A 20,005-nucleotide genomic window follows, 5' to 3' on the forward strand; every position below is an offset into this window, starting at 1 on the left:
GATTGTTAGAATGAATTTATGATTTTAGTAACCTCAACTGTTTTATCCCACGCAACTGCGTGACCAGATTTTTTCAATTCTTTTAAGCTATAATTTTTATTTTTTGTTTCATTGAAATAAGTTTTTGATTTTGTCTCATTCAGCATCTTGTCATCACTTGGTATAAATACAGTTGTGGGTATTTTTATATTTGAAAATTCTTTTTTCGCTTTTTTAGAGCTAAACCATCTAAGTAAAGCTTGTTGCTCTTTTTTTGCTTGGTCTTTTGATAATAATAATTTGTTTATTTTAGAATTTATAAAACGAGATTTTTCTTTCTCTAAATCTTTTGGAGAGTAGTTGTATAGGATTTGATTGAAAATCATATTATAAAGTTCTTGAGGATTCTTGATTTCATCAGGGTTAGGCCTAGGAAGCTGTATGTTGTAAGGTATAATAGGAGCTAGTAGAAAAAGGTGTTTATAGAGTTCTGGATTATCAAACACAGTTTGTAAAGCTACACCTCCACCCATCGACCATCCTAGAAGGTAAGTGTTTTTAGGTGAGTACTTTTTGACAAAAGCATTTGTGTCATCAGCTAGTGCGTTTATACTATATTTCACATCATCACAGCTTTCTTCAGTATTGAAACACCTATAATCAAGTAAATAAAGGTTATAGTTTTCACTCAGTTTTTCGATGAAATTCTTTGGCCAAAAATTTGCTGTAGTGCCACTACCAGTCAACAACACAAGATTTTTAGTTTTACCGTTGTTTTGATGGAAGTAGTGAATATAATTATCATTTATTTTGGTGGTATTACTTTGTAGACTTATTGCAAAAGTAAGCTCGGTTAAGCTAATTAAAATAACAATTGCTATGAGTATCTTTTTCATATTGTATTTTTATATCTTACTGTTCGGATAATATTTATACTATATCAACACAAATCCATTTACTATAAAAGCTATACTTTGCGGTAGAGAAACTTTTGATATAAAACAAAGCAGATTGTGAATGAACAAACTATAAGATTTATATGTATTACAATATTATCCGTAATAATTAAACTACTAGCAAGTTCGCAGAGTATTGCTACAAGAGATAGAGCTATAAATAGTAAACTATAACCATCACATCTTTTTTGCTTGATGTTTTTATGTATCTGAGGACCCCATATTGCAAAGTTAAATGCTAACTCTATAACTATAGATGTTTGAGGTACTAGGGAGCTTTTAGATCTGATAGCTAAAAATGCAATAGATAGTAACATCGCATACATAAGGTTGATAACGGGATTCATATTGCGATTGTTTAGTGAAATTTGAAGTTGTTGTATAGTTAAACAAGTACAGTAGATAAGGGGAATTAGTATAAATGCCCAATGTGCATCATTATGGAATTCTTGCACCAAGTCGCATAGTACTATAAATAACATACCAAACTGTGTGAGGATGCTTATATTTACTAAGCTATTTTTGTTTATCAAATTATGTATTATTTGAGGTAAAAACTGTATTGCATATATAAATAGTGATATTTGGAGTAAAGTCTCGCCGTATTGTTGCATTGGTTTAGGAGGAATCTTTATAACTTTCAATAAATATATAAGAATATTAGGTTAAAAAAGCTAGCTTATCAATGTTTAATTAGATTTTATTTTTATGAGGAGGTTTCTTTATTATCGAATAAATATAAGTATTCTCCATAGCCATCCTTTTTCATATCTTCTTTAGGTATAAAACGTAAGGATGCTGAATTCATGCAGTAGCGTTTGCCAGTAGGTTTTGGACCATCATTAAATACATGTCCAAGATGAGAGTCGCCGTATTTTGAATTAACTTCAGTTCTAGTCATAAACCAACTACTGTCTTTATTTAATTTTATAAACTTAGAATCTATCGGCTTAGAAAAACTAGGCCAGCCTGTACCAGACTCGTACTTATCAGTTGAGCTAAATAAAGGCTCTCCTGAGACTATATCCACATAAATTCCTTGCTTATGATTATCCCAATACTTGTTATGAAATGCTCTTTCAGTGCCATCATTTTGTGTAATAGAGTACTCAAGTTTGGAAAGTTTTTTAATATTTTCTTCTTTGTTAAAATCTTGCCAAGGTTCAGTATTACAATATGCAAAAACTGGTAAAAGGGTTGTTAAAATAAGAAGTTTTTTCATAATTTATCCTTAGAGTTGATTAGCTTAAGCTACTTAGAGCTTGTTTCACACCATCAGCATAAGTTGTACAGATTTTCTCAAAATGAGCTAATTGCCTTTCTACTATATGCTTAGGTACACCTTGCATAGATTCAGCTATATTCATAAATAAACGCGATTTTTGGTCATTATCAAAAAGCTCATATAATGCTCTAGGCTGGCTATAATCATCATTACCTATTCTATGGTTATAGTAGTCTGCATCGCCATTTATTCTTAGTGGAGGTTCTCTGTACTTATCATCTTCAGAAGCTCCATTAAAACTATTTGGCTCATAGTAAGCATCACAATTCTTAGCAAAATTATCAAAAAATCTCATCGAACCATCTTTGTGATAATGATGTACAGGACATCTAGGAGCATTTACAGGTAGAGCCTCATAATGAGTGCCTAATCTATATCTATGTGCATCAGCATAAGAGAAGATTCTAGCTTGAAGCATCTTGTCTGGTGAAAAACCTATACCAGGGACTATATTTGAAGGGCTAAATGCTGCTTGCTCAATCTCGGCGAAATAGTTATCAGGGTTACGATTTAACTCTAGCTCACCAACATCTATCATTGGATACTCATCGTGAGGCCATACTTTTGTTAAGTCGAATGGGTTATAGCTGGTTTTATCAGCATCTTCTTCAGGCATTATTTGTACTTGAACAGACCATTTTGGGTATTTACCTGATTCAATAGTATAAAAAAGAGACTCTTGATAACCTTCACGAGTTTTTCCAATAACTTTTTCTGCTTCTTGGTTTGTATAGTGCTCATGGCCTTGCTGGGTTTTAAAGTGCCATTTTACCCAGTAGCGTTTGTTATCATCACTAATTAGACTAAGAGTGTGAGAACCATAGCCGTTCATGTGTATAGGTGTCTTAGGGCAACCACGATCAGAAAAAAGAATTGTAAGTTGGTGTAGTGATTCAGGACTTAGTGACCAAAAATCCCAAGCAGCTGTAGAGCTTCTTAGGTTTGTTTTCGGATGGCGTTTTTGAGTGTGAATAAAATCAGGAAATTTTTTAGGGTCACGCACAAAAAATACAGGAGTATTATTTCCAACCAAATCCCAGTTTCCTTCTTCAGTATAGAATTTTAAAGCGAAGCCCCGTACATCGCGTTCGTTATCGGCAGCTCCAAGCTCACCGGCAACAGTAGAAAAGCGTAATAAAACTTCAGTTTCTTTATTTGGCTGTAAAAATTTAGCTTTAGAGTATTTGCTAATGTCTGGATTTGTAACTTTGAAAGTACCATAAGCTCCCCAGCCTTTAGCATGAACAACGCGTTCAGGTATTCTTTCACGGTTTTGGTGAGCTAGTTTTTCTATTAATTGATAATCTTGTAATAATACAGGGCCTCTTTCACCAGCAGTTAATGAGTTCTGGTTATCTGCTATTGGACATCCTGCAGAAGTAGTCATAGTAGTTTTTTTAGACATAATTAGCTCCTTAGTTTGAGTAGTTAAATTTAAACTATCTAATTTCATTCTACAGAGCTAGCTGACTAATGAAAAGGAAAATGCATAATATTGTTTTTATAGTGTTAGTAAAGAAAACTTATATAACTAATAGGTTCAGTATAACAAATAAATTTAGACGTTTATGATAGTACTTTTATCGGAATGCACCAAAGAGTTAACAGGGTGAAGATAGAGTAATTTATGATAGTATTACTGATATAATAGGAGCTTTCATCGTTTAGTTAGAAGATATATGATTTAACATTAGTGTCACCTTTTAAAGTAGTAAAAATTATCACAGAGGGAATACTCTAGTAATTAATAAACCTCACAACGGTTTCTGCCATTATTTTTTGCTTTGTATAGAGCTTTGTCAGCATAATGAAGACATTCATTAATATCTTTTGAATCATTGCTATCAGCTATACCACAACTTATAGTGTAGTTGATTTGATTACCATCAAAGTTAACACATTGCTTTTCAACACTTTTACGCAACCGTTCAGCAACTTTTAAAGCATCCTCCTTATTAGACTCTACAATCATTAAAGTAAATTCTTCGCCACCATATCTAACACCACTATCATCATCACGGCAATATTTTTTAATAACTTTTGCAATATTTTTAATTACCTCATCACCGTGGGCGTGCGAGTATGTATCATTAATTTTTTTAAATAAATCTATATCCATCATCACTAAAGCATAATCTTGTAGATTTTCATTATGTCTATTATAGCTCTTAGTAATAGACTCAAAACCTCGTCTATTAAATAGACCAGTAAGACAATCTCTCTCAGCAACTTTTTTTTGTGCTATTTCAGATTCTTTTAGTTTAGTTACATCAACATGCATGCCTGCAAAATGTGTCACCTCATCTCTGAAGCCAAGATTAAGAGGGAAAATTGATAAATCTACCCAATATTTTTCGCCATTTTTTTTGTAATTAAGGATTGTTGTTTTTATCGCTTTATTCTTTTTTATGGCTTGTTTTAAAGCAAATAAGCGTCTTTTATCAGTATCTTTGCCATGAAGTATTTTTGGAGTATTTCCAACAATCTCTTTTTTTGTGTAGCCAGTTAATTTTTCAAAATAATCATTAACATAAATTATTTTAGGGCCATCTAATTTTGGGTCGCTCTTCGCAGTTGTAATCATTACGGCATTAGTAGCATTATCAACAATTTGTTGAAATGGTAGCCTGTATTTATCTGTAACATCTATAAATGTGATAACTATTCTTCCATGATCAGAGTAAGCTTTTGTCCAAATCCAAACATTTGATTGTCCTTCAGGATACTCTATTCCCAATAACATCTCACATTTTTCTTTATTAGTATTGCGGATAATACTAGATGGGAGTTGATCCTTATCGAGATTTTCTCCACTTGCATCAACTATTTCCCAGTTAAATTGATGGAATTTTTTACTAACCAAATCCTCACGATCTACTTTTAATATATCGCAAGCAGACTCATTAGCATAAATAATAGAAGTGTCTGGTCCGTAAACCACCACACCTGAACTGATATTCTCTAATAACTTACTTATACATAGATGTTTCATGATTCAGTATTTTGTCCTATAAACACTAATGTTAAGTTATCAATATACTTTATATTAAAAATAACATAATCTAGTAATCATTGCTATAGCCTCATAAGCTAAATAGTAGCTAAAAAATACTTGGTAAAGTGGGAATCTATCAAATAGTACAAAGATTTTTATTTCAGATATAAGGATAACTAATTTTTAATAAAAACCTTTTACACCGTTATTTTCTTTTAAACCTTGAAGATATGAGCATAGCAGCTAGTACACCAATTACAATTATTGCTATCATAATAGTAGCTAGAGCATTTATTTCTGGAGTTGGTCCATTTTTTACAGTTGAATAAATATACATCGGCAGAGTAGGGTTGTCACTACCAGCAACAAATTCTGTAACAACTAAATCATCAATAGATAGTGTAAACGTTAGTAAAGCAGACGTTATGAGAGCAGGTAATAGTTGAGGTATCATTATAGTGAAAAATGTTTTTATAGGTCCTGCACCAAGGTCTAAAGCAGCTTCTTCAAGAGATACATCAACACTAGCTATGCGTGACTGCATTACAATAGTTACGTAAGCTGTACACATCGTAACATGAGCTATAACTACTGTTGTAGTTCCTCGCTCTGTTGGCCAACCGATAAACTGCCCTAAAGCAGAAAACATCAGTAAGAATGCAACACCTAGTATAATATCTGGTAATACCAATGGGGTAGCAACTAGCCCATATAAAAAACTTCGACTTCTAAAAAAATGAAACCTAGTAATAGCATAAGCAACAATAGTTCCTAAAAAAGTGGAAATAACCGCAGTAATAGTTGCTATTTTGAGGCTTGTAATAGTTGCATTAATGATGTCTGTATCGTGAATTGCTTCATGATACCAGTTAAAAGTAAACCCACCCCATAGATTGATAATCTCTGAATCACTAAATGAAAATAATACAAGTATTACTAATGGGATATATAAAAATACTAAGCCAAACATAAGCATAATATTACTAAATGAGAATTTTTTCATACCAGCTCCTTATATAAAAGTTTTTTTGACTTGAATTCGTTGCATCCATAATATTGGTAGTGCCAATATCATGATTAATACTACAGAAATTGCTGCAGCCATGCCCCAGTTGTTTGAGGTAAAAAACTCTTCCCAAATAATATTACCAATCATTAGAGAATTCATACCCCCCATAATTTGTGGAACGACAACCTCACCAACAGCTGGGATAAATATCAACAAACTGCCGGCTATAAGCCCTGGCATAGAAAGTGGTAGAGTGATTTTGAAAAATGAATTTATAGGTTTTGAGCCTAAATCTTCGGCAGCTTCATAGAGAGTAGGGTCTATCTTTATAAGAGTGCTATATAGTGGTAAAACTAAAAAAGGTAGATAACAATAAACCATCCCAAGATACATTGAAAAATCATTATAAAGTAAAGCCATGCTCGGTAGTCCTATACTCATAAGAAACTCATTAAAAGTATGATTTCCAAGTAAGGTAACCCAAGCATAAGTTCTAAGTAGGAAAGAGGTCCAATAGGGGATTACAATTAAAATTAAAAAAAATAGCTGAGTTTTCTTTTGTGCTCGTGATAAAGCTAGTGCCATAGGATAGCCAATCAGTATACACAATATAGTTGTTACAACAGCGATTTTTAGGGAGTTAAAAAGAGCTATAAATATAATGTTGTAATGGATAAGTTCAAGATAGTTTCTAAGGTATAGCGTAAAGTGGACAGTACTATTACTATAATCAAAAAGAGGAGTGACAGGAGGAGTACCATCAGCAGGTAGAGTAAAGCTTATACTGATAACAAATATAAATGGGATTAGCAGAAATACTACAAACCAGGTCATTGGAACTAAATAAACTAGCCTGTGTCTAAGGCTTTTCTGTAAGTTTTGCATTATGAATATAGCACCATAATGTTTTGTGACTCCCAGCTTAGGTAGACTTCATCTTCCCATGTCGGATTATCAGCATTTCTCTCGACATTAAAATCAGTAGCTTTAACAATAATATTGTTAGCTGTACGTACATGATAAGTTGAAAGCCCACCAAGATATGCAATATCTTCAACTTTTCCTTTTATACAGTTAATTGGGTTTTGTGGGTTATAGTCTTGCGGTTTTTCTTTGCTAATAGTTATTTTTTCAGGTCTTATACCAACCCATATTTCTTGGTCTTCGACAGCTTCAATTTTTCTTTCCAATACAAAAGAAGTGTTTGCTTGGTTAGAAATGATAACGCTTCGACTCTGAGATATTTGCTCAACTTTGCCTTCAAAAATGGCACTTTTACCAATAAAATTTGCTACAAAACGACTTTTAGGAAATTCATAAATCTCATTAGGTGGACTAACTTGCTCTAGCCAACCATCACTCATAATGCCAATACGAGTTGACATAGTCATTGCTTCCTCTTGATCATGAGTTACCATAATAAAAGTACTACCAGTTTGCTCTTGAATGTCTACAAGCTCAAACTGCATTTGATCACGTAAGTTTTTATCTAGAGCAGATAGTGGCTCATCTAATAAAATTAGTTTAGGCCTTTTTGCAAGACATCTTGCTAAAGCTACTCTTTGGCGTTGTCCACCAGATAGCTGGTGAGGTTTTCTTTTTTCAAGATGATCCATTTTGATAATTTTAAGAGCAGAATCTGTAGCTTTTTCGATATCTTCTTTTCTTAGGGATTTTTCTTGTTTAAGTCCAAACATGATGTTTTGCTTTATATTCATGTGTGGAAATAGAGCATACGATTGAAACATCATATTTACAGGTCTTTTGTATGGAGGAATATTTGACATATCGACACCATCAATGATAATTTTACCATCAGTAGGTTTTTCAAATCCTGCTAACATTCTAAGTAGGGTGCTTTTACCACTACCAGAACCACCTAAAAGTGAGAAAAATTCCTTAGAGTAAACATCAAGATTTACAGTATCTACAGCTACATGACCATCTTCAAATTGCTTAGATAAATTCTTAATGGAGACAATAGGTTTTTTAGATATATTACTCATAATTTAAGAGCCGATATTTTTATATAAAAAAGATTCTTAATAATAAGCAATTTTTAACTAGAAAAAAAGTAAAAGTTGAGGTGATTAGATTATAATTTCAGTTATAAAGAACTATCAAATACACTGTTCATTTTTTTAGAGGCAAAGAAGTATATTGCAGCAATAACAGCAGTTAAAACTGATAGCCCTACAAATAGGTTTGTATATAGTTGATTTGTACCTAAGGCAGTGATTTCATGAGAATTCAGTTGATTACCTATAGTATAGTTTGCCATATATCCAGAGGCAATCACACCTACAGCCACACTCACAAAGAAGTAACCTGTAAATAAACCTTGGTGTTTAGGTTCGATAAGTTTACCTACTAAAGCGTAATTTGTAGCATTGATTTGAACCTCACCACCACCGACTATAAGTAACATTACTATAGGTATGATAAGACTTACCATACCATCATTGCCTGAAACTAAAATCCCAAAAGGAATTATTAAAAAAGCAAGTACATAAAATATTAAGCCTCTAATTATACTTGTGGTTGGATATACAGCTTTATTTAAATCATTCTTTTTAGCAATTATCTTAGCAAGTATTATACCAAACACGATAACACCAACAGTTTCAAAAGAATTTACAAAAGCCGGAGAAAGATGGATGCCTAGTATCGTTTTTGTAGTGTTATACTCTACAAAGTTTTCTATCGCGGAAGTTTGCATACCTAGTACAAAAGCAGTTATCATGCCTGCTGATGCTAATGCTAAAAAGACTAAAATTCTTGAGCGATAAATTCCATCTTGCTTTAATGCTAAACGAATTAGGTAGATTAAAACTATAAAAAATACAGAAACAATCAGGTCAACTCCGTATTCAGGGTTTTTAATTAGTGTTAATGAAAAAGCAAGACAAATAATAATAATTGCCGGCATTACAGCAAAACGAATTTTTTTCTTAGAAAAAACTTTAGAAAAGTAAGTGTCGTGATCTTTGACATTTTTAAAGTTTATAAGTTGTAAAATAGAAGCAATTATAAGTAAAACAGAAGCAATATAAAAAGCAATATTATATGCAGAATAGCTTTGTAGCACTCCAGAAAGCACAAAACAGCATAAGAACCCAAAGTTCATAGCAGTATAGTTAACAGAAAATGCCATTTCTCTTCTAGTGTCATTTGCATCAAAAAGTTGAGTAAGCATCATGTTTAAGCAGCTAGTATTTAGACCAGCCCCTGTAATGAATATAGCTAAACCAATAACAATAGCGTCATAATCGTGAGGCATAGCTATTAAAACCATACTAACAGCTTGTAATATAAGGCTTGTTAAAAACAATCCTCTGAAACTAAAATAGCGTCCACCTAGAGCACCTCCTAAAAAATGTAATAAAAAGTTTAAGGCAAAAAAGCTTGCTGTTAGAGTGTTTGCTTCTACTTTAGTAAAACCTGCTTCACTACTAAGATAGAAATTTAACATTCCGATTAGAATTGCATAACCAGCTAGAGATAAAACTTGAATAATGTGTATTTGAACTACGCCTTTAGGCATAGTCTTTATATAGTTTGTCATTAATAAGTTGAATATTTTTTATATGAAAAGAGCATTATAAGCTAAAATGCTCTGATTACATAGTATTTAGGGAAAAAGTTAGAGTTATTTTGATTATGTTGTATGTAGTCTTTTAAACACACTATTTATTTTTTTTGATATTAAGAAGAATATAATGGTTAGTACAATAGCAATGACTGCCAAAGATATAAAAATATTTGAATACATTGGATTAGTACCAAGTGCTGTAATGTGTTTAGCACTAATTTCATTACCAATAGCGTAGTTTGAAACAGGCCCTGAAATAATAATACCGACAGCTACATTCACGAATAAATATCCAGTAAACATCCCCTGATGAATAGGTTTGATTAAGTCGCCAACTAAAGCATAGCTTGTTGCGTTCACATGAATCTCACCAGCTGCAACTATTACGAGTAATAGAATGGGAAATATTACATTAACAGTGCCAGTATCTTTATTAGCAAGCATTATACCTAAAGGGATCATTAAAAATGCTACGATATATAGTCCTATTCCTCGAGTTATAAGGCTTCCTGGAGCTAAAGTAGTACCATTCTCAAGTCTTCTTTTTGCAAATATTGCTAGTAGAAAACCAAAAACGATTACGCCTAAGGTTTCAAAAATATTTACAGTAGCGGGTTGCATTGTGATACCAAATAGTGATTTGTTAGTGTTAAATTCAACAAAATTTTCTAAAGCTGAGCTTTGCATTCCTTGTACAAAAGCAAAAACCATACAAGCAGAGCTTAGTATCATAAATGCAAATATTCTCTCTCGATATTCTGGAGTTTGTTTTAAAGCAGTATAAACAAGGTATATTATAATCATCACAAAGACACTGATGACTAAGAAACTACCGTACTCTGGATTTTTAATTAAAAATATTGAAAAAATAAAACAAGCCAAAATAACAGCAGGAGCTGAGAAATATCTAGCTATAGATTTTGAAAACTGATTATGGAAATAAGTGTCTTTGTCTTCAACATTTTTAAAATTAAATAGATGAAGAACTATGCTGAAAGCTAAACATCCTGCAGCAGTATAAAATGCGATAGTATAAGCACCATAACTTTGGATAATTCCTGAAAGCAAAAAGCTTCCTGCAAAGCCTATATTCATACAACTATAGTTTATCGAAAAAGCAACTCGCCTATTGCGATCCTTTGATTTAAACAGTTGGGTAAGCATCATGTTTAGGCAACTAACATTTAAACCAGCACCTGTTATAAACAAAGCCATACCATAGATTATAATTGTTTGATGATGCTCGGCAATCATAAACATACTTACAACCTGTAACGCTACACTAATTAAAAATAAACCTCTAAAACTAAAAAATTTACCACCTAAGGCACCACCTAAAAAATGAAGTAGGAAGTTAAGGGCAAAAAAACTCGCCGTAAGAGTGTTAGCCTCCGTCTTCGTGAAACCACCATGGTCTGTTAGATAGAAGTTAAGTAACCCCATTAAAACAGCATATCCGACAGTTGAGAATATTTGGATTATATTTATTTGAAGAACACCTTTTGGCATTTCTTTGTAATTTATCATAGGTATTTATGCTAAAAATATTTTTATAGTTTGTATAATATAAACAAAGCACACAATACTAACAACATTTTTAATATGAAAAACATAATTTTTGATTTTGATTCAACTCTTATAAAGGGAGAGTCTCTAGAGTTGATACTTGAACCACTACTTAAAAATAGCCCAGAAAAAATTCAAGAAATAGAAAAAATTACAAATCTTGGTATGCAAGGGGAGCTTGATTTTAGAGAATCTTTAGAGCAAAGGTTAGCTATAGCAAGTCCAACTAAAGCTAGTATAGAAGCTTTCAGTAAAGAATACTGTCCTAGCTTACTAACTAGAGGTATGGAAGACTTTGTCAAAGAACTTCATAGTAAAGGCTATAAAATTTGGATATTTAGTGGAGGTTTAACTGAGAGCATAGCCCCGTTTGCAAAAGCTTTAAAAATTCCACGCAAGAATATTTATGCTGTAGAAGTTAATTGGAACGAAGATGGTAGCTTTAAGTCACTTGATAATTCTAATGGTGCTTGTGATTCAAAGTTAGTAGCATTTGAAAAGGCTAAAGAATTATTGCAAGGTGAGGTTATAGCTGTAGGAGATGGATTTACAGATTATCAACTATTTGAAGCAGGTTTTGCAGATAAGTTTATAGCCTATACAGAGCATGTTGAGCGTACTAATGTGGTTGAAAAAGCTGAGAGTATCGCTATGGATGTAGGTGTTTTGAAGTATATTTTAAATCGAAGCTAGAACAATTACTATTTAATGCAAATTATATCATCCAAAGGATAAAAAGCTAAAGCATCATCTGACTGCGTTAGAACTTTACTACCATAGCTACTGCTATGCTAATAAACCCTGCCTTGCATCTAAGACTTTATCTTCTTGCTCAAATTTATGTTTGGTGCGTAACATCAGTATTTAACCTAAAATAATCTCCTCATTTAAACTTCTCATTTTTCTAATTACATATTTTATTTAAATATTTGTTATATACCCCATCAGGGTATATAATCGTTTTTAGATTTAAGTCAAAAGGATCATTTAAGATGCACCCATGTCATACAAAACATTTAGGAAAACTAAATAGAGTCTCTGGTCAGGTAGAGGCTGTTAAACGAATGGTTAACGAAAATAAATACTGTGTTGATATCATGACACAAATAAAGGCAGCTAGAAGTGCCTTAAAAGCTATAGAGCTATCTATTTTAGAAACGCATATGAAGTCTTGCCTTGAAGAGTGTCAAAATAATCAAGAGTTACATCAAGTTAAGATTACAGAAATTATAAACCTTCTAAAAAAATATGAATAAAGGAGAGCTAGCTATGGGTAAGAATAATAAAACCACATCAAAAAAAGCAACTATTTACCGAATGGTTACTGATAAAAATATTTGCCCTTATGGCATAAAGGCGAAAGATTTATTAAAGCGCAATGGCTATGAGGTTACAGATAATCATTTAAAAAATAGAGAAGAAACTGATACTTTTAAAGAAAAGTATGGTGTTAAAACTACACCTCAGACTTTTATTGATAATAAAAGGGTGGGTGGTTATGATGATCTTTTAGCATTTTTAGGAGAAAATAAACCTAAAAAAGAAACAACATATACGCCTGTCATAGCAGTTTTTGTAATTGCTTTATTGATGGCTATTTCTACTAATTATACATTTACTGATACAGTGACAATAGGTTCTGTAATAAAGCTGTTTATGGGGTTTAGTATAGCTATCTTAGCAATGCTAAAGCTTCAGGATTTAAATAGCTTTTCAATGCAGTTTATTACTTATGATTTAGTTGCTATGCGATGGGTGCGTTATGCTTATATTTATGCTTTTGCAGAGGCTTTTGTAGGGTTAGGGATAATAGCTAACATTTTCACTCTAGTAGCAGCTACGATAGCAATAATTATAGGTTTAATTGGAGCAATATCTGTATTTAAAGCTGTATATCTTGAAAAGCGTGAGCTTAAATGTGCTTGTGTTGGTGGAGGCAGTAGTGTACCACTAGGATTTTTATCCTTAACTGAAAACATAATGATGATAATTATGGGTGTTTGGATGTTTTGGAGTTATCTTGGTTAACTGATGAGTTTTATATACAATGAAAAATAAAAAAACAATATCGAGTATATTGTTGCTATTGATGGTTTTTATATCAGTATATATATACTATAGCGAAAATACTGTAGTAGAGTTGCTTGTTACAAATAAAACCATAGATATTAATGGCAAAGAAACTACTGTAAATACAGTTATTCAACCAGATGGCACATGGGGATATTATGGTACTGTAGGTGATGATTTTAATGTAAAAGTTAAAAATGGTTTAAAAAAGCCTACAGTGCTACATTGGCATGGTTTATTATTGCCAAATAAGTATGATGGTACTGAACTTAACCAACCATATATTAAACCAAATTCTTCTTATAGTTATGATTTTAAGCTAATCCATAGCGGAACATTTTGGATGCATTCACATTATGGTTTTCAAGAGCAGAATTTTGTAGAGGCGCCATTTATAGTTTATCCAAGAGGATATGATGCTACCAATGATGTAGTTGTTATGTTCCAAGGTTTTAGCTTTAAACAGCCAGAAGCTATAATGAAAGATTTAAAACATAGTGATGACAGTAATATGCATATGCATGGCACCCATAAAATGGCTATGGTGATGGATAAAGATGCGAAGCCTGATTTAAATGATGTTTCATATGATGCTTTTTTAACAAACTATCGAACTGCAAAGAGCCCTGAAATCAAGCATGTTGTAGCAGGTCAAATCTATCGTTTGAGATTTCTTAACGGTTCATCATCGACTAATTTTTGGATAAACCTAGGTAAATTAAAAGGAACTGCCATAGCTGTAGATGGTCAAAATATCAAACCTTTTGAAGGCAACAAGTTCCAGTTAGCAATAGCTCAAAGAATGGATATACAAGTACAGATACCTAAAAATGGAGTTTTTCCTATAGTAGGTCAAGTTGAGGGTGAAAAGTATCAAACAGGAATAGTCTTAACGACAATTAATGATAAAAACTTAACTATCCCAGCAGAAGCGAAAGTTGACTCAAAACCTTTTAATTATGCTCAGTTAAAAAAGCTTCACTCAGCAAAAGATAGTCTAGCATTGGGAAGTATAGAAAAAACTATAGATTTAAAATTGACTGGAAATATGAAGGACTATGTTTGGCAAATAAATGGTCAAACTTGGCCGGATGTTTCACCTATTGAATTAAAGTTTGATAAAACTTATGAGTTTAAAATTCAGAATGAAACAGGTATGTCTCACCCCATACATATCCATGGGCATGTATTTAAGGTAGTCAAAGTCAATGGTAAGTCAATAGATGACGGTGTAATAAGAGACACAGTCTATGTAGAGCCTAAATCAAGCATAACTATAGCAATGAAAGCAAACGCTAAAGGTAAATGGTTTATCCATTGCCATATGCTTTATCATATGCATTCTGGAATGATGACCTTTATTGAAACTAAAAGTGCGTGAGATTTATGGTAGGTATTTACCAATAGCTATTATCAGTATACTACAGTTAAGTATAAACTTTCTTTGAGGCAAATATGGCGATTTGCATTATGTTTGATATCACTTCAGCGACATTAATTTTTTCTATTAAGAACCACAGAATGGATATATGAGATAGCTAAAATCAAAATCCCAATAGAACCACTAAACCATTCTGGGATAGGTATAAATATTTTTAACAATAATATACAAGCTAAAAAACCTATTGCATAGTGAGCACCATGCTCAAGATAGATGTATTTACCTAGGGTTTTCTTTTCTACAAACATTATAGTTAAAGATCTTATAAACATCGCACCAATACCAAGACCAATCATTATAATAATTATATTCGTTGTAATTGCAAAAGCACCAACCACACCATCAAAACTAAAAGAAGCATCAATTATTTCAAGGTAAACAAAACCCATAAACCCATTTCTAACAATAGTTCCAGAATTAATGTTAGAGTTGCCAAAGAAAGAATTTAATATTCCAATGCTTTCATGAGTTATTATTCCTAGTAAGAAAGCTAAAGCAATTGATCCTTGAGTTTCATTATGGACATTACTAATAATTATTATGCCAATTAAAATAGCAAGATAGATATAACCACCATCATAGTTACGTATTTTTCTTATTATGAAGTTGTTTTCAATAATAGGGATCCAATGATGTTCAGTGTTTTCACTTAAAAAGAAGTTTAGGAAAACTAATAATAAGAAGCTCCCACCAAAACTACAGATATAAGGCATAGCATTTTCAAGTATAGTCTCGTATTGATTAGGATGATGAAGAGCTAAGTTTATAACATCGTTAAAACCAATATCACCTGCTATGCTTACTAAAAATATAGGAAAAACAAATCTCATACCAAATACAGCTATAGGTAGTCCAATAAAGATAAATATTTTTTGCCAAATTTTAGGCATTTGCCCAAGAATTTTGGCATTGATGATAGCATTATCAAAACTAAGAGATATCTCTAGTAAGGCTAGTATTAATAACGAATAAACAGTTGCGACAATATCATTAGGGTATAAAAATGCTCCAATAAGAACTCCTAATATCGTGACAATAAAAGATCCGTAGAAGTATTTCAAAGTTTTCATTGTTTAATTATAGATATGTTTTATAACGCTTAGATTTTAACATATAATAGCTATAGTTTTAGATTTTTGAGAAAGAGACTAATGTCAGTAGCATTATATACACTTATATTTTTAGGAATTTGTTTTTTTACATGGCGCAATTTTATGAAAAATAAAGAGTATACGATAGGTATAGCTGAAAGATCTGCTAAAAAGCATAATATTGAAATGCTAGATGATACTGTTTGCCTACGTAAGATAAGTGTAAAAATTGAGTTTAAAAAGCTAGTTTTTTATAGGGTGTATTCATTTGATTATAATACAGCAATTAGCGATGATAGATATCGTGCTTATATAGTGCTTAAAAATGGTAAATTTGATGAGCTGATTATGTCAGAATTTGAAAAAGCAGATTTAGAGAGAGAGAATGTGGTTGCCGAACAGACGGAACAAGAGAATGAAAAGCCACAAAGGCGTGCTGCTAATAATATTATAAGTTTTGAGGACTAAATAAATGATACACCTTCACCAACTACCTAACCTACCTGGGAAAAACTATAGTTGCAGTCCTTTTTGCGTCAAGCTTGAATTGTACTTAAAAGCTATAGATATCCCCTATAATAACAATTTTAGTTTAGAGTTAAATAAATCGCCAACAGGTAAAATGCCTTTTATTGAAACACAAGGCAAAAAAATCGCTGATAGTAATATCATTATAAAATATTTAGAACAAGTAAATGATCAATCATTAGATAGTCATTTAAGCTGTCAGCAGAGCGCGATAAGTTTAGCTTTTATGAGACTATGTGAAGATAGTTTGTATTGGGTAGCTGTTTATAGTCGCTGGGTAGATGTTGATAATAAATCTTGGAAAAAAGAGTTTATGGCATCGGCAAAATTACCAAAGATGATGTCAGGTATTGTTTACAATGCTGCTAAGAGAAATATTGCAAGGCAATTAAAAGCATCAGGAATACTAGTACTTTCACAACGAGAAATATATGCTAAGGCTGAGCAAGATTTAAAGGCTTTAGCTGATTTTTTAGATGGCAGGAAGCATTTCTTTAATGATAATATTTCGCTGCTTGATATAACAGTTTATAGCTTTATCGTGCAATTGTTAGATGATAATTGTAGTAAGAAAATTCAGTCGATTTTAGAAGGGTTGAACTTTAGCAGTTTTATAGATAGTATGAGAGAGTTTTCAAGATTTGAGAAATGATTTATGAATGCAAATATATTAGAAGTAAACACAAAAACTTTAAGAAAAAATATATCTATTATAAAAGCATATACCCAAACTAAATTTTGCTTTCCTGTTAAAGCAAATGCTTATGGGCATGGTCTAGATATTATTGTGAAAAATTCTTATGATTTAGTAGATTATTTTGCTGTTGCCTGTTTATCAGAAGCTATACAGGTTTATAGTGCTTGTAATGAAAAGCCGATCCTAGTGTTTGGAAGGGTGGAGTATGATGATATATCAAAAGTATTGGATTGTGACTTTATATATAGCATACACAGTATAGAAGATATACGATCTCTATCAAAAATCGCAAAAGAGTCATCAATCAAGATCAAAGTTCATATAAATATAAATACTGGTATGAATCGGATGGGAGTTGGTTTCGATGGTTACAAAGAGGTAATAGATAAAGCATATAACTCCCAGCATATTGAGCTTTTAGGTGTTTATAGTCATTTTGCCTGTGCAGATGATAAAAATCATCCTTTTAATCTTCAGCAAAATCAGAGATTTAAAGAGGTTGTAGCATACACAAAAAGTATAAAGGAAAATGTTATTTGCCATCTGACTAATTCTTATGGATTGGTTGGTCAGGCAGATGTTTGCTACGATATGGTAAGGCCTGGTATTTTAAGTTATGGTTTTTTGCCAGAGTTTGAAGTTGATGATATAGTTAAAGAAATTCAACCAATAGCTAGATTAACTTCTGAAATAATAAAAATTATTAGTCTTAATGACGGTGACAGTGTTGGTTATTCTTTATTACACAAGGGATTCGAAGGAGAGTATATCGCAACTATCCCTATAGGTTATGGAGATGGTTTTTTTAGAGCGTTAGGAGGTAAAGGTTTTGTTACTATTGATGAAGATACATATCCTATAGTCGGTAAAATGAGTATGGATGCTATGGCTATTTCATTGGGCAGTAACCATAAAAGCTTGAGAGTTGGTAATCAAGTTGAGATTATTTCAAATAACCCTAGCTTACCAAATAGCGCAAAAAGTATCGCGAAATTACTAAATACTATAGAGTATGATGTCGCTGCAACTCTTAATGAAAGGATAGTTCGTATAGGCTTATAAAAAGGCTTAAAATCTTTACATTTCAAATTTTTATTACTAGAATCATTGTACTAAAAAAAATACATTACTAAAAATTTTATGATAAATACGAGATTAAGTATTACTAGTCTTATTGCTATAGGTATAGGAAGTATAATGGGTTCAGGCTGGATGTTTTCAGCTCAATATACCTCTGAATATGCTGGACCAGCCTCAATTTTTTCATGGATAATTGGTGCAGGATTAATGATTTTTATTGCATTAACTTTTGCAGAGAGTGCCTCTATAGTTCCTGTTCAAGGCTCAACTTCTCGTATTCCACATATTACACATGGTACGCTAGTAAGTTATATATTCGCATGGATTACTTGGATCTCATACCTTGTTTTAGCTCCTATTGAAGTTCAAGCTGTAATACAATATGTAGCTGTTTTTTACCCTAGTTTAATTGACCAAAATAATAGTGGCGCTCTTACAACTCAAGGTATACCTGTTGCGATGGCGTTATTATTCATATTTTGTGCATTGAATTTTTATTCACTTAAATGGCTAGTAAAGATAAATAACATTGTTACTGTACTTAAAGTTTTAGTGCCTATAATAATTGCTGTATCTTTGATTGCTATGTGTTTTGTGCTACCAGAGCTTGTAAGCAGAGGGATTGATAGTGATTTACAGTTTGCACCATTTGGTTTGAATGGCGTATTGGCAGCTGTTTCACTTGGGGGGATTGGTTATGCGTTTGTGGGCTTTAAAACTATTGTAGAACTTGCAGGAAATACTAAAAATCCAGCAAAAGCTATACCTATTGCAACTATAAGTACTATTGTTATTTGTTTATTTGTGTTTCTGATATTACAAGTAGCATATTTATTAGTTATATCAAAGTATGTTCATAATAATGTATGGGATTTAAATACTATTACTGAAGGTGAGAGTTCAAGTTTTGGTGCTTTTGCTGTTATGGCTCAGTACTTTGGTCAAACTTGGATGATGTACTTTTTGTATTTCGGTGCAATTTTATTTCCATTAATGGCGGGACTTTTATACTTTTGTGTAGCATTAAATTCATTAAACGCTATGGTGAAAAATGGTTACATGCCAAAGGTTTTAAATAAGGTTAATCCATTAGTTAATAAACCTATTAATGCAGTAGTTCTAAACTTCCTTATAGCATTGATAATGTTTGCCCCATTTCCTGGTTGGAAGACAATGACAGCCTTTTTGACTTCTTTGATTTCTATAACATATATTACTGGTGCTACATCAACTATGGCGATGAGATATCGTTTGCCAGATATTCACCGACCATTTAGGCTGAAATTTGTTGGTTTAGTTTCTGTTGTTGGGATATTTGCTTCTACACTCGTTTTTTTATGGAGTGGTTGGGACATAGTTTCCAAATCAGGTATTGCTATATTTATTGCTATAGCGTTATTAGGACTTTATAGAAAGTTTGGAGCAGATAAGGACGAACATATATCATGGAATGTAAAAGAGTCTATCTGGTTTTGGTTTTATATAATTGCTGTATCAATAGTATCATATTTAAGTGATTTTGGTGGAATTGCTGCTTTTGATTTTTATCAGGCAGCAGGAGTCTTGTTTATCATCAGTGTGATTACAGCATTATTAGCTAGAAATTATTGCCTTCCAGCTGAGCAAATGCAAAAAGGTATCGACGATGCTTTAGCATCTTGTCATTTCAATAGAAAAGTAAATTTCACTAAGAGTGATAAATAAGTTCTTATAACC

At 32.2% G+C, this 20,005-nt stretch carries 19 protein-coding genes; 8 read left to right on the forward strand and 11 right to left on the reverse strand.

Translation table 11 applies throughout. From position 1 onward, the window contains the following. Positions 1 to 5: 5 nt before the first annotated feature. From FLM55_RS08810 to FLM55_RS08855, 10 genes are all read right to left on the reverse strand, one after another. Positions 6 to 875 (reverse strand): alpha/beta fold hydrolase, encoded by an 870-nt coding sequence (locus FLM55_RS08810; RefSeq protein WP_178948917.1) that lies wholly within the window; start codon positions 873 to 875, stop codon positions 6 to 8. Between the two features lie 71 nt (positions 876 to 946). Continuing rightward, positions 947 to 1,579, reverse strand: coding sequence for a PQ-loop domain-containing transporter (locus FLM55_RS08815; protein ID WP_178948918.1), 633 nt, complete (start codon positions 1,577 to 1,579; stop codon positions 947 to 949). Positions 1,580 to 1,641: 62 nt separating this feature from the next. After that, positions 1,642 to 2,157: a peptide-methionine (R)-S-oxide reductase MsrB gene (gene msrB, locus FLM55_RS08820; RefSeq protein WP_178948919.1), complete on the reverse strand. Its 516-nt coding sequence runs from the start codon at positions 2,155 to 2,157 to the stop codon at positions 1,642 to 1,644. Positions 2,158 to 2,176: 19 nt separating this feature from the next. Continuing rightward, on the reverse strand, positions 2,177 to 3,625 hold the full coding sequence (locus tag FLM55_RS08825; RefSeq protein ID WP_178948920.1) for a catalase: 1,449 nt from the start codon (positions 3,623 to 3,625) through the stop codon (positions 2,177 to 2,179). 339 nt (positions 3,626 to 3,964) lie between these two features. Further along, positions 3,965 to 5,212 (reverse strand): sensor domain-containing diguanylate cyclase, encoded by a 1,248-nt coding sequence (locus FLM55_RS08830; protein ID WP_178948921.1) that lies wholly within the window; start codon positions 5,210 to 5,212, stop codon positions 3,965 to 3,967. Positions 5,213 to 5,420: 208 nt separating this feature from the next. Beyond that, positions 5,421 to 6,218, reverse strand: a complete 798-nt coding sequence (locus tag FLM55_RS08835; protein ID WP_178948922.1) for an ABC transporter permease — start codon at positions 6,216 to 6,218, stop codon at positions 5,421 to 5,423. 9 nt (positions 6,219 to 6,227) lie between these two features. Next, a complete protein-coding gene (locus tag FLM55_RS08840; RefSeq protein WP_178948923.1) occupies positions 6,228 to 7,109 on the reverse strand; it encodes an ABC transporter permease in 882 nt (293 codons plus the stop codon). After that, a complete protein-coding gene (locus tag FLM55_RS08845) occupies positions 7,109 to 8,230 on the reverse strand; it encodes an ABC transporter ATP-binding protein (RefSeq protein WP_178948924.1) in 1,122 nt (373 codons plus the stop codon). The genes FLM55_RS08840 and FLM55_RS08845 overlap by 1 nt, the downstream gene beginning before the upstream one ends. Positions 8,231 to 8,331: 101 nt before the next feature. Next, entirely contained in the window at positions 8,332 to 9,789 is a 1,458-nt protein-coding gene (locus FLM55_RS08850; RefSeq protein WP_178948925.1) for an MFS transporter, read from the reverse strand. A gap of 93 nt (positions 9,790 to 9,882) precedes the next feature. Then, positions 9,883 to 11,343 carry an MFS transporter gene (locus tag FLM55_RS08855; protein ID WP_178948926.1) on the reverse strand — a complete coding sequence of 487 codons (1,461 nt, stop codon included), beginning with the start codon at positions 11,341 to 11,343 and terminating at the stop codon, positions 9,883 to 9,885. A 75-nt stretch (positions 11,344 to 11,418) separates the two neighbouring features. Here FLM55_RS08855 and FLM55_RS08860 point away from each other — a divergent pair, with 75 nt between their 5' ends. The 4 genes from FLM55_RS08860 to FLM55_RS08875 all read left to right on the forward strand — a co-directional run bounded on the left by FLM55_RS08860 (position 11,419) and on the right by FLM55_RS08875 (position 14,833). Then, entirely contained in the window at positions 11,419 to 12,075 is a 657-nt protein-coding gene (locus FLM55_RS08860) for an HAD-IB family phosphatase (RefSeq protein WP_178948927.1), read from the forward strand. A gap of 299 nt (positions 12,076 to 12,374) precedes the next feature. Then, on the forward strand, positions 12,375 to 12,638 hold the full coding sequence (locus FLM55_RS08865; protein WP_112870276.1) for a metal-sensitive transcriptional regulator: 264 nt from the start codon (positions 12,375 to 12,377) through the stop codon (positions 12,636 to 12,638). 13 nt (positions 12,639 to 12,651) lie between these two features. Continuing rightward, on the forward strand, positions 12,652 to 13,410 hold the full coding sequence (locus tag FLM55_RS08870; RefSeq protein WP_256868873.1) for a glutaredoxin: 759 nt from the start codon (positions 12,652 to 12,654) through the stop codon (positions 13,408 to 13,410). A gap of 19 nt (positions 13,411 to 13,429) precedes the next feature. Next, positions 13,430 to 14,833, forward strand: a complete 1,404-nt coding sequence (locus FLM55_RS08875) for a multicopper oxidase family protein (RefSeq protein WP_178948928.1) — start codon at positions 13,430 to 13,432, stop codon at positions 14,831 to 14,833. A 113-nt stretch (positions 14,834 to 14,946) separates the two neighbouring features. On the opposite strand, the gene FLM55_RS08880 is transcribed toward FLM55_RS08875, so the two are convergent. After that, a complete protein-coding gene (locus tag FLM55_RS08880; RefSeq protein ID WP_178948929.1) occupies positions 14,947 to 15,963 on the reverse strand; it encodes a DUF475 domain-containing protein in 1,017 nt (338 codons plus the stop codon). An 81-nt stretch (positions 15,964 to 16,044) separates the two neighbouring features. Between FLM55_RS08880 and FLM55_RS08885 the strand changes: the two genes are divergently transcribed. The 4 genes from FLM55_RS08885 (at position 16,045) to FLM55_RS08900 (ending at position 19,993) form a co-directional block, all read left to right on the forward strand. After that, positions 16,045 to 16,452 (forward strand): DUF3301 domain-containing protein, encoded by a 408-nt coding sequence (locus tag FLM55_RS08885; RefSeq protein WP_178948930.1) that lies wholly within the window; start codon positions 16,045 to 16,047, stop codon positions 16,450 to 16,452. A 4-nt stretch (positions 16,453 to 16,456) separates the two neighbouring features. After that, positions 16,457 to 17,164: a glutathione S-transferase family protein gene (locus tag FLM55_RS08890; RefSeq protein WP_178948931.1), complete on the forward strand. Its 708-nt coding sequence runs from the start codon at positions 16,457 to 16,459 to the stop codon at positions 17,162 to 17,164. A 3-nt stretch (positions 17,165 to 17,167) separates the two neighbouring features. Beyond that, complete coding sequence (alr, locus tag FLM55_RS08895; protein ID WP_178948932.1) at positions 17,168 to 18,271, forward strand: alanine racemase; 1,104 nt, start codon at positions 17,168 to 17,170, stop codon at positions 18,269 to 18,271. Positions 18,272 to 18,349: 78 nt separating this feature from the next. Then, positions 18,350 to 19,993: an APC family permease gene (locus FLM55_RS08900; protein ID WP_178948933.1), complete on the forward strand. Its 1,644-nt coding sequence runs from the start codon at positions 18,350 to 18,352 to the stop codon at positions 19,991 to 19,993. Positions 19,994 to 20,005: the final 12 nt, after the last annotated feature.

The sequence above is a fragment of the Francisella sp. Scap27 genome, assembly GCF_013394105.1.
Lineage (GTDB): Bacteria > Pseudomonadota > Gammaproteobacteria > Francisellales > Francisellaceae > Francisella > Francisella adeliensis.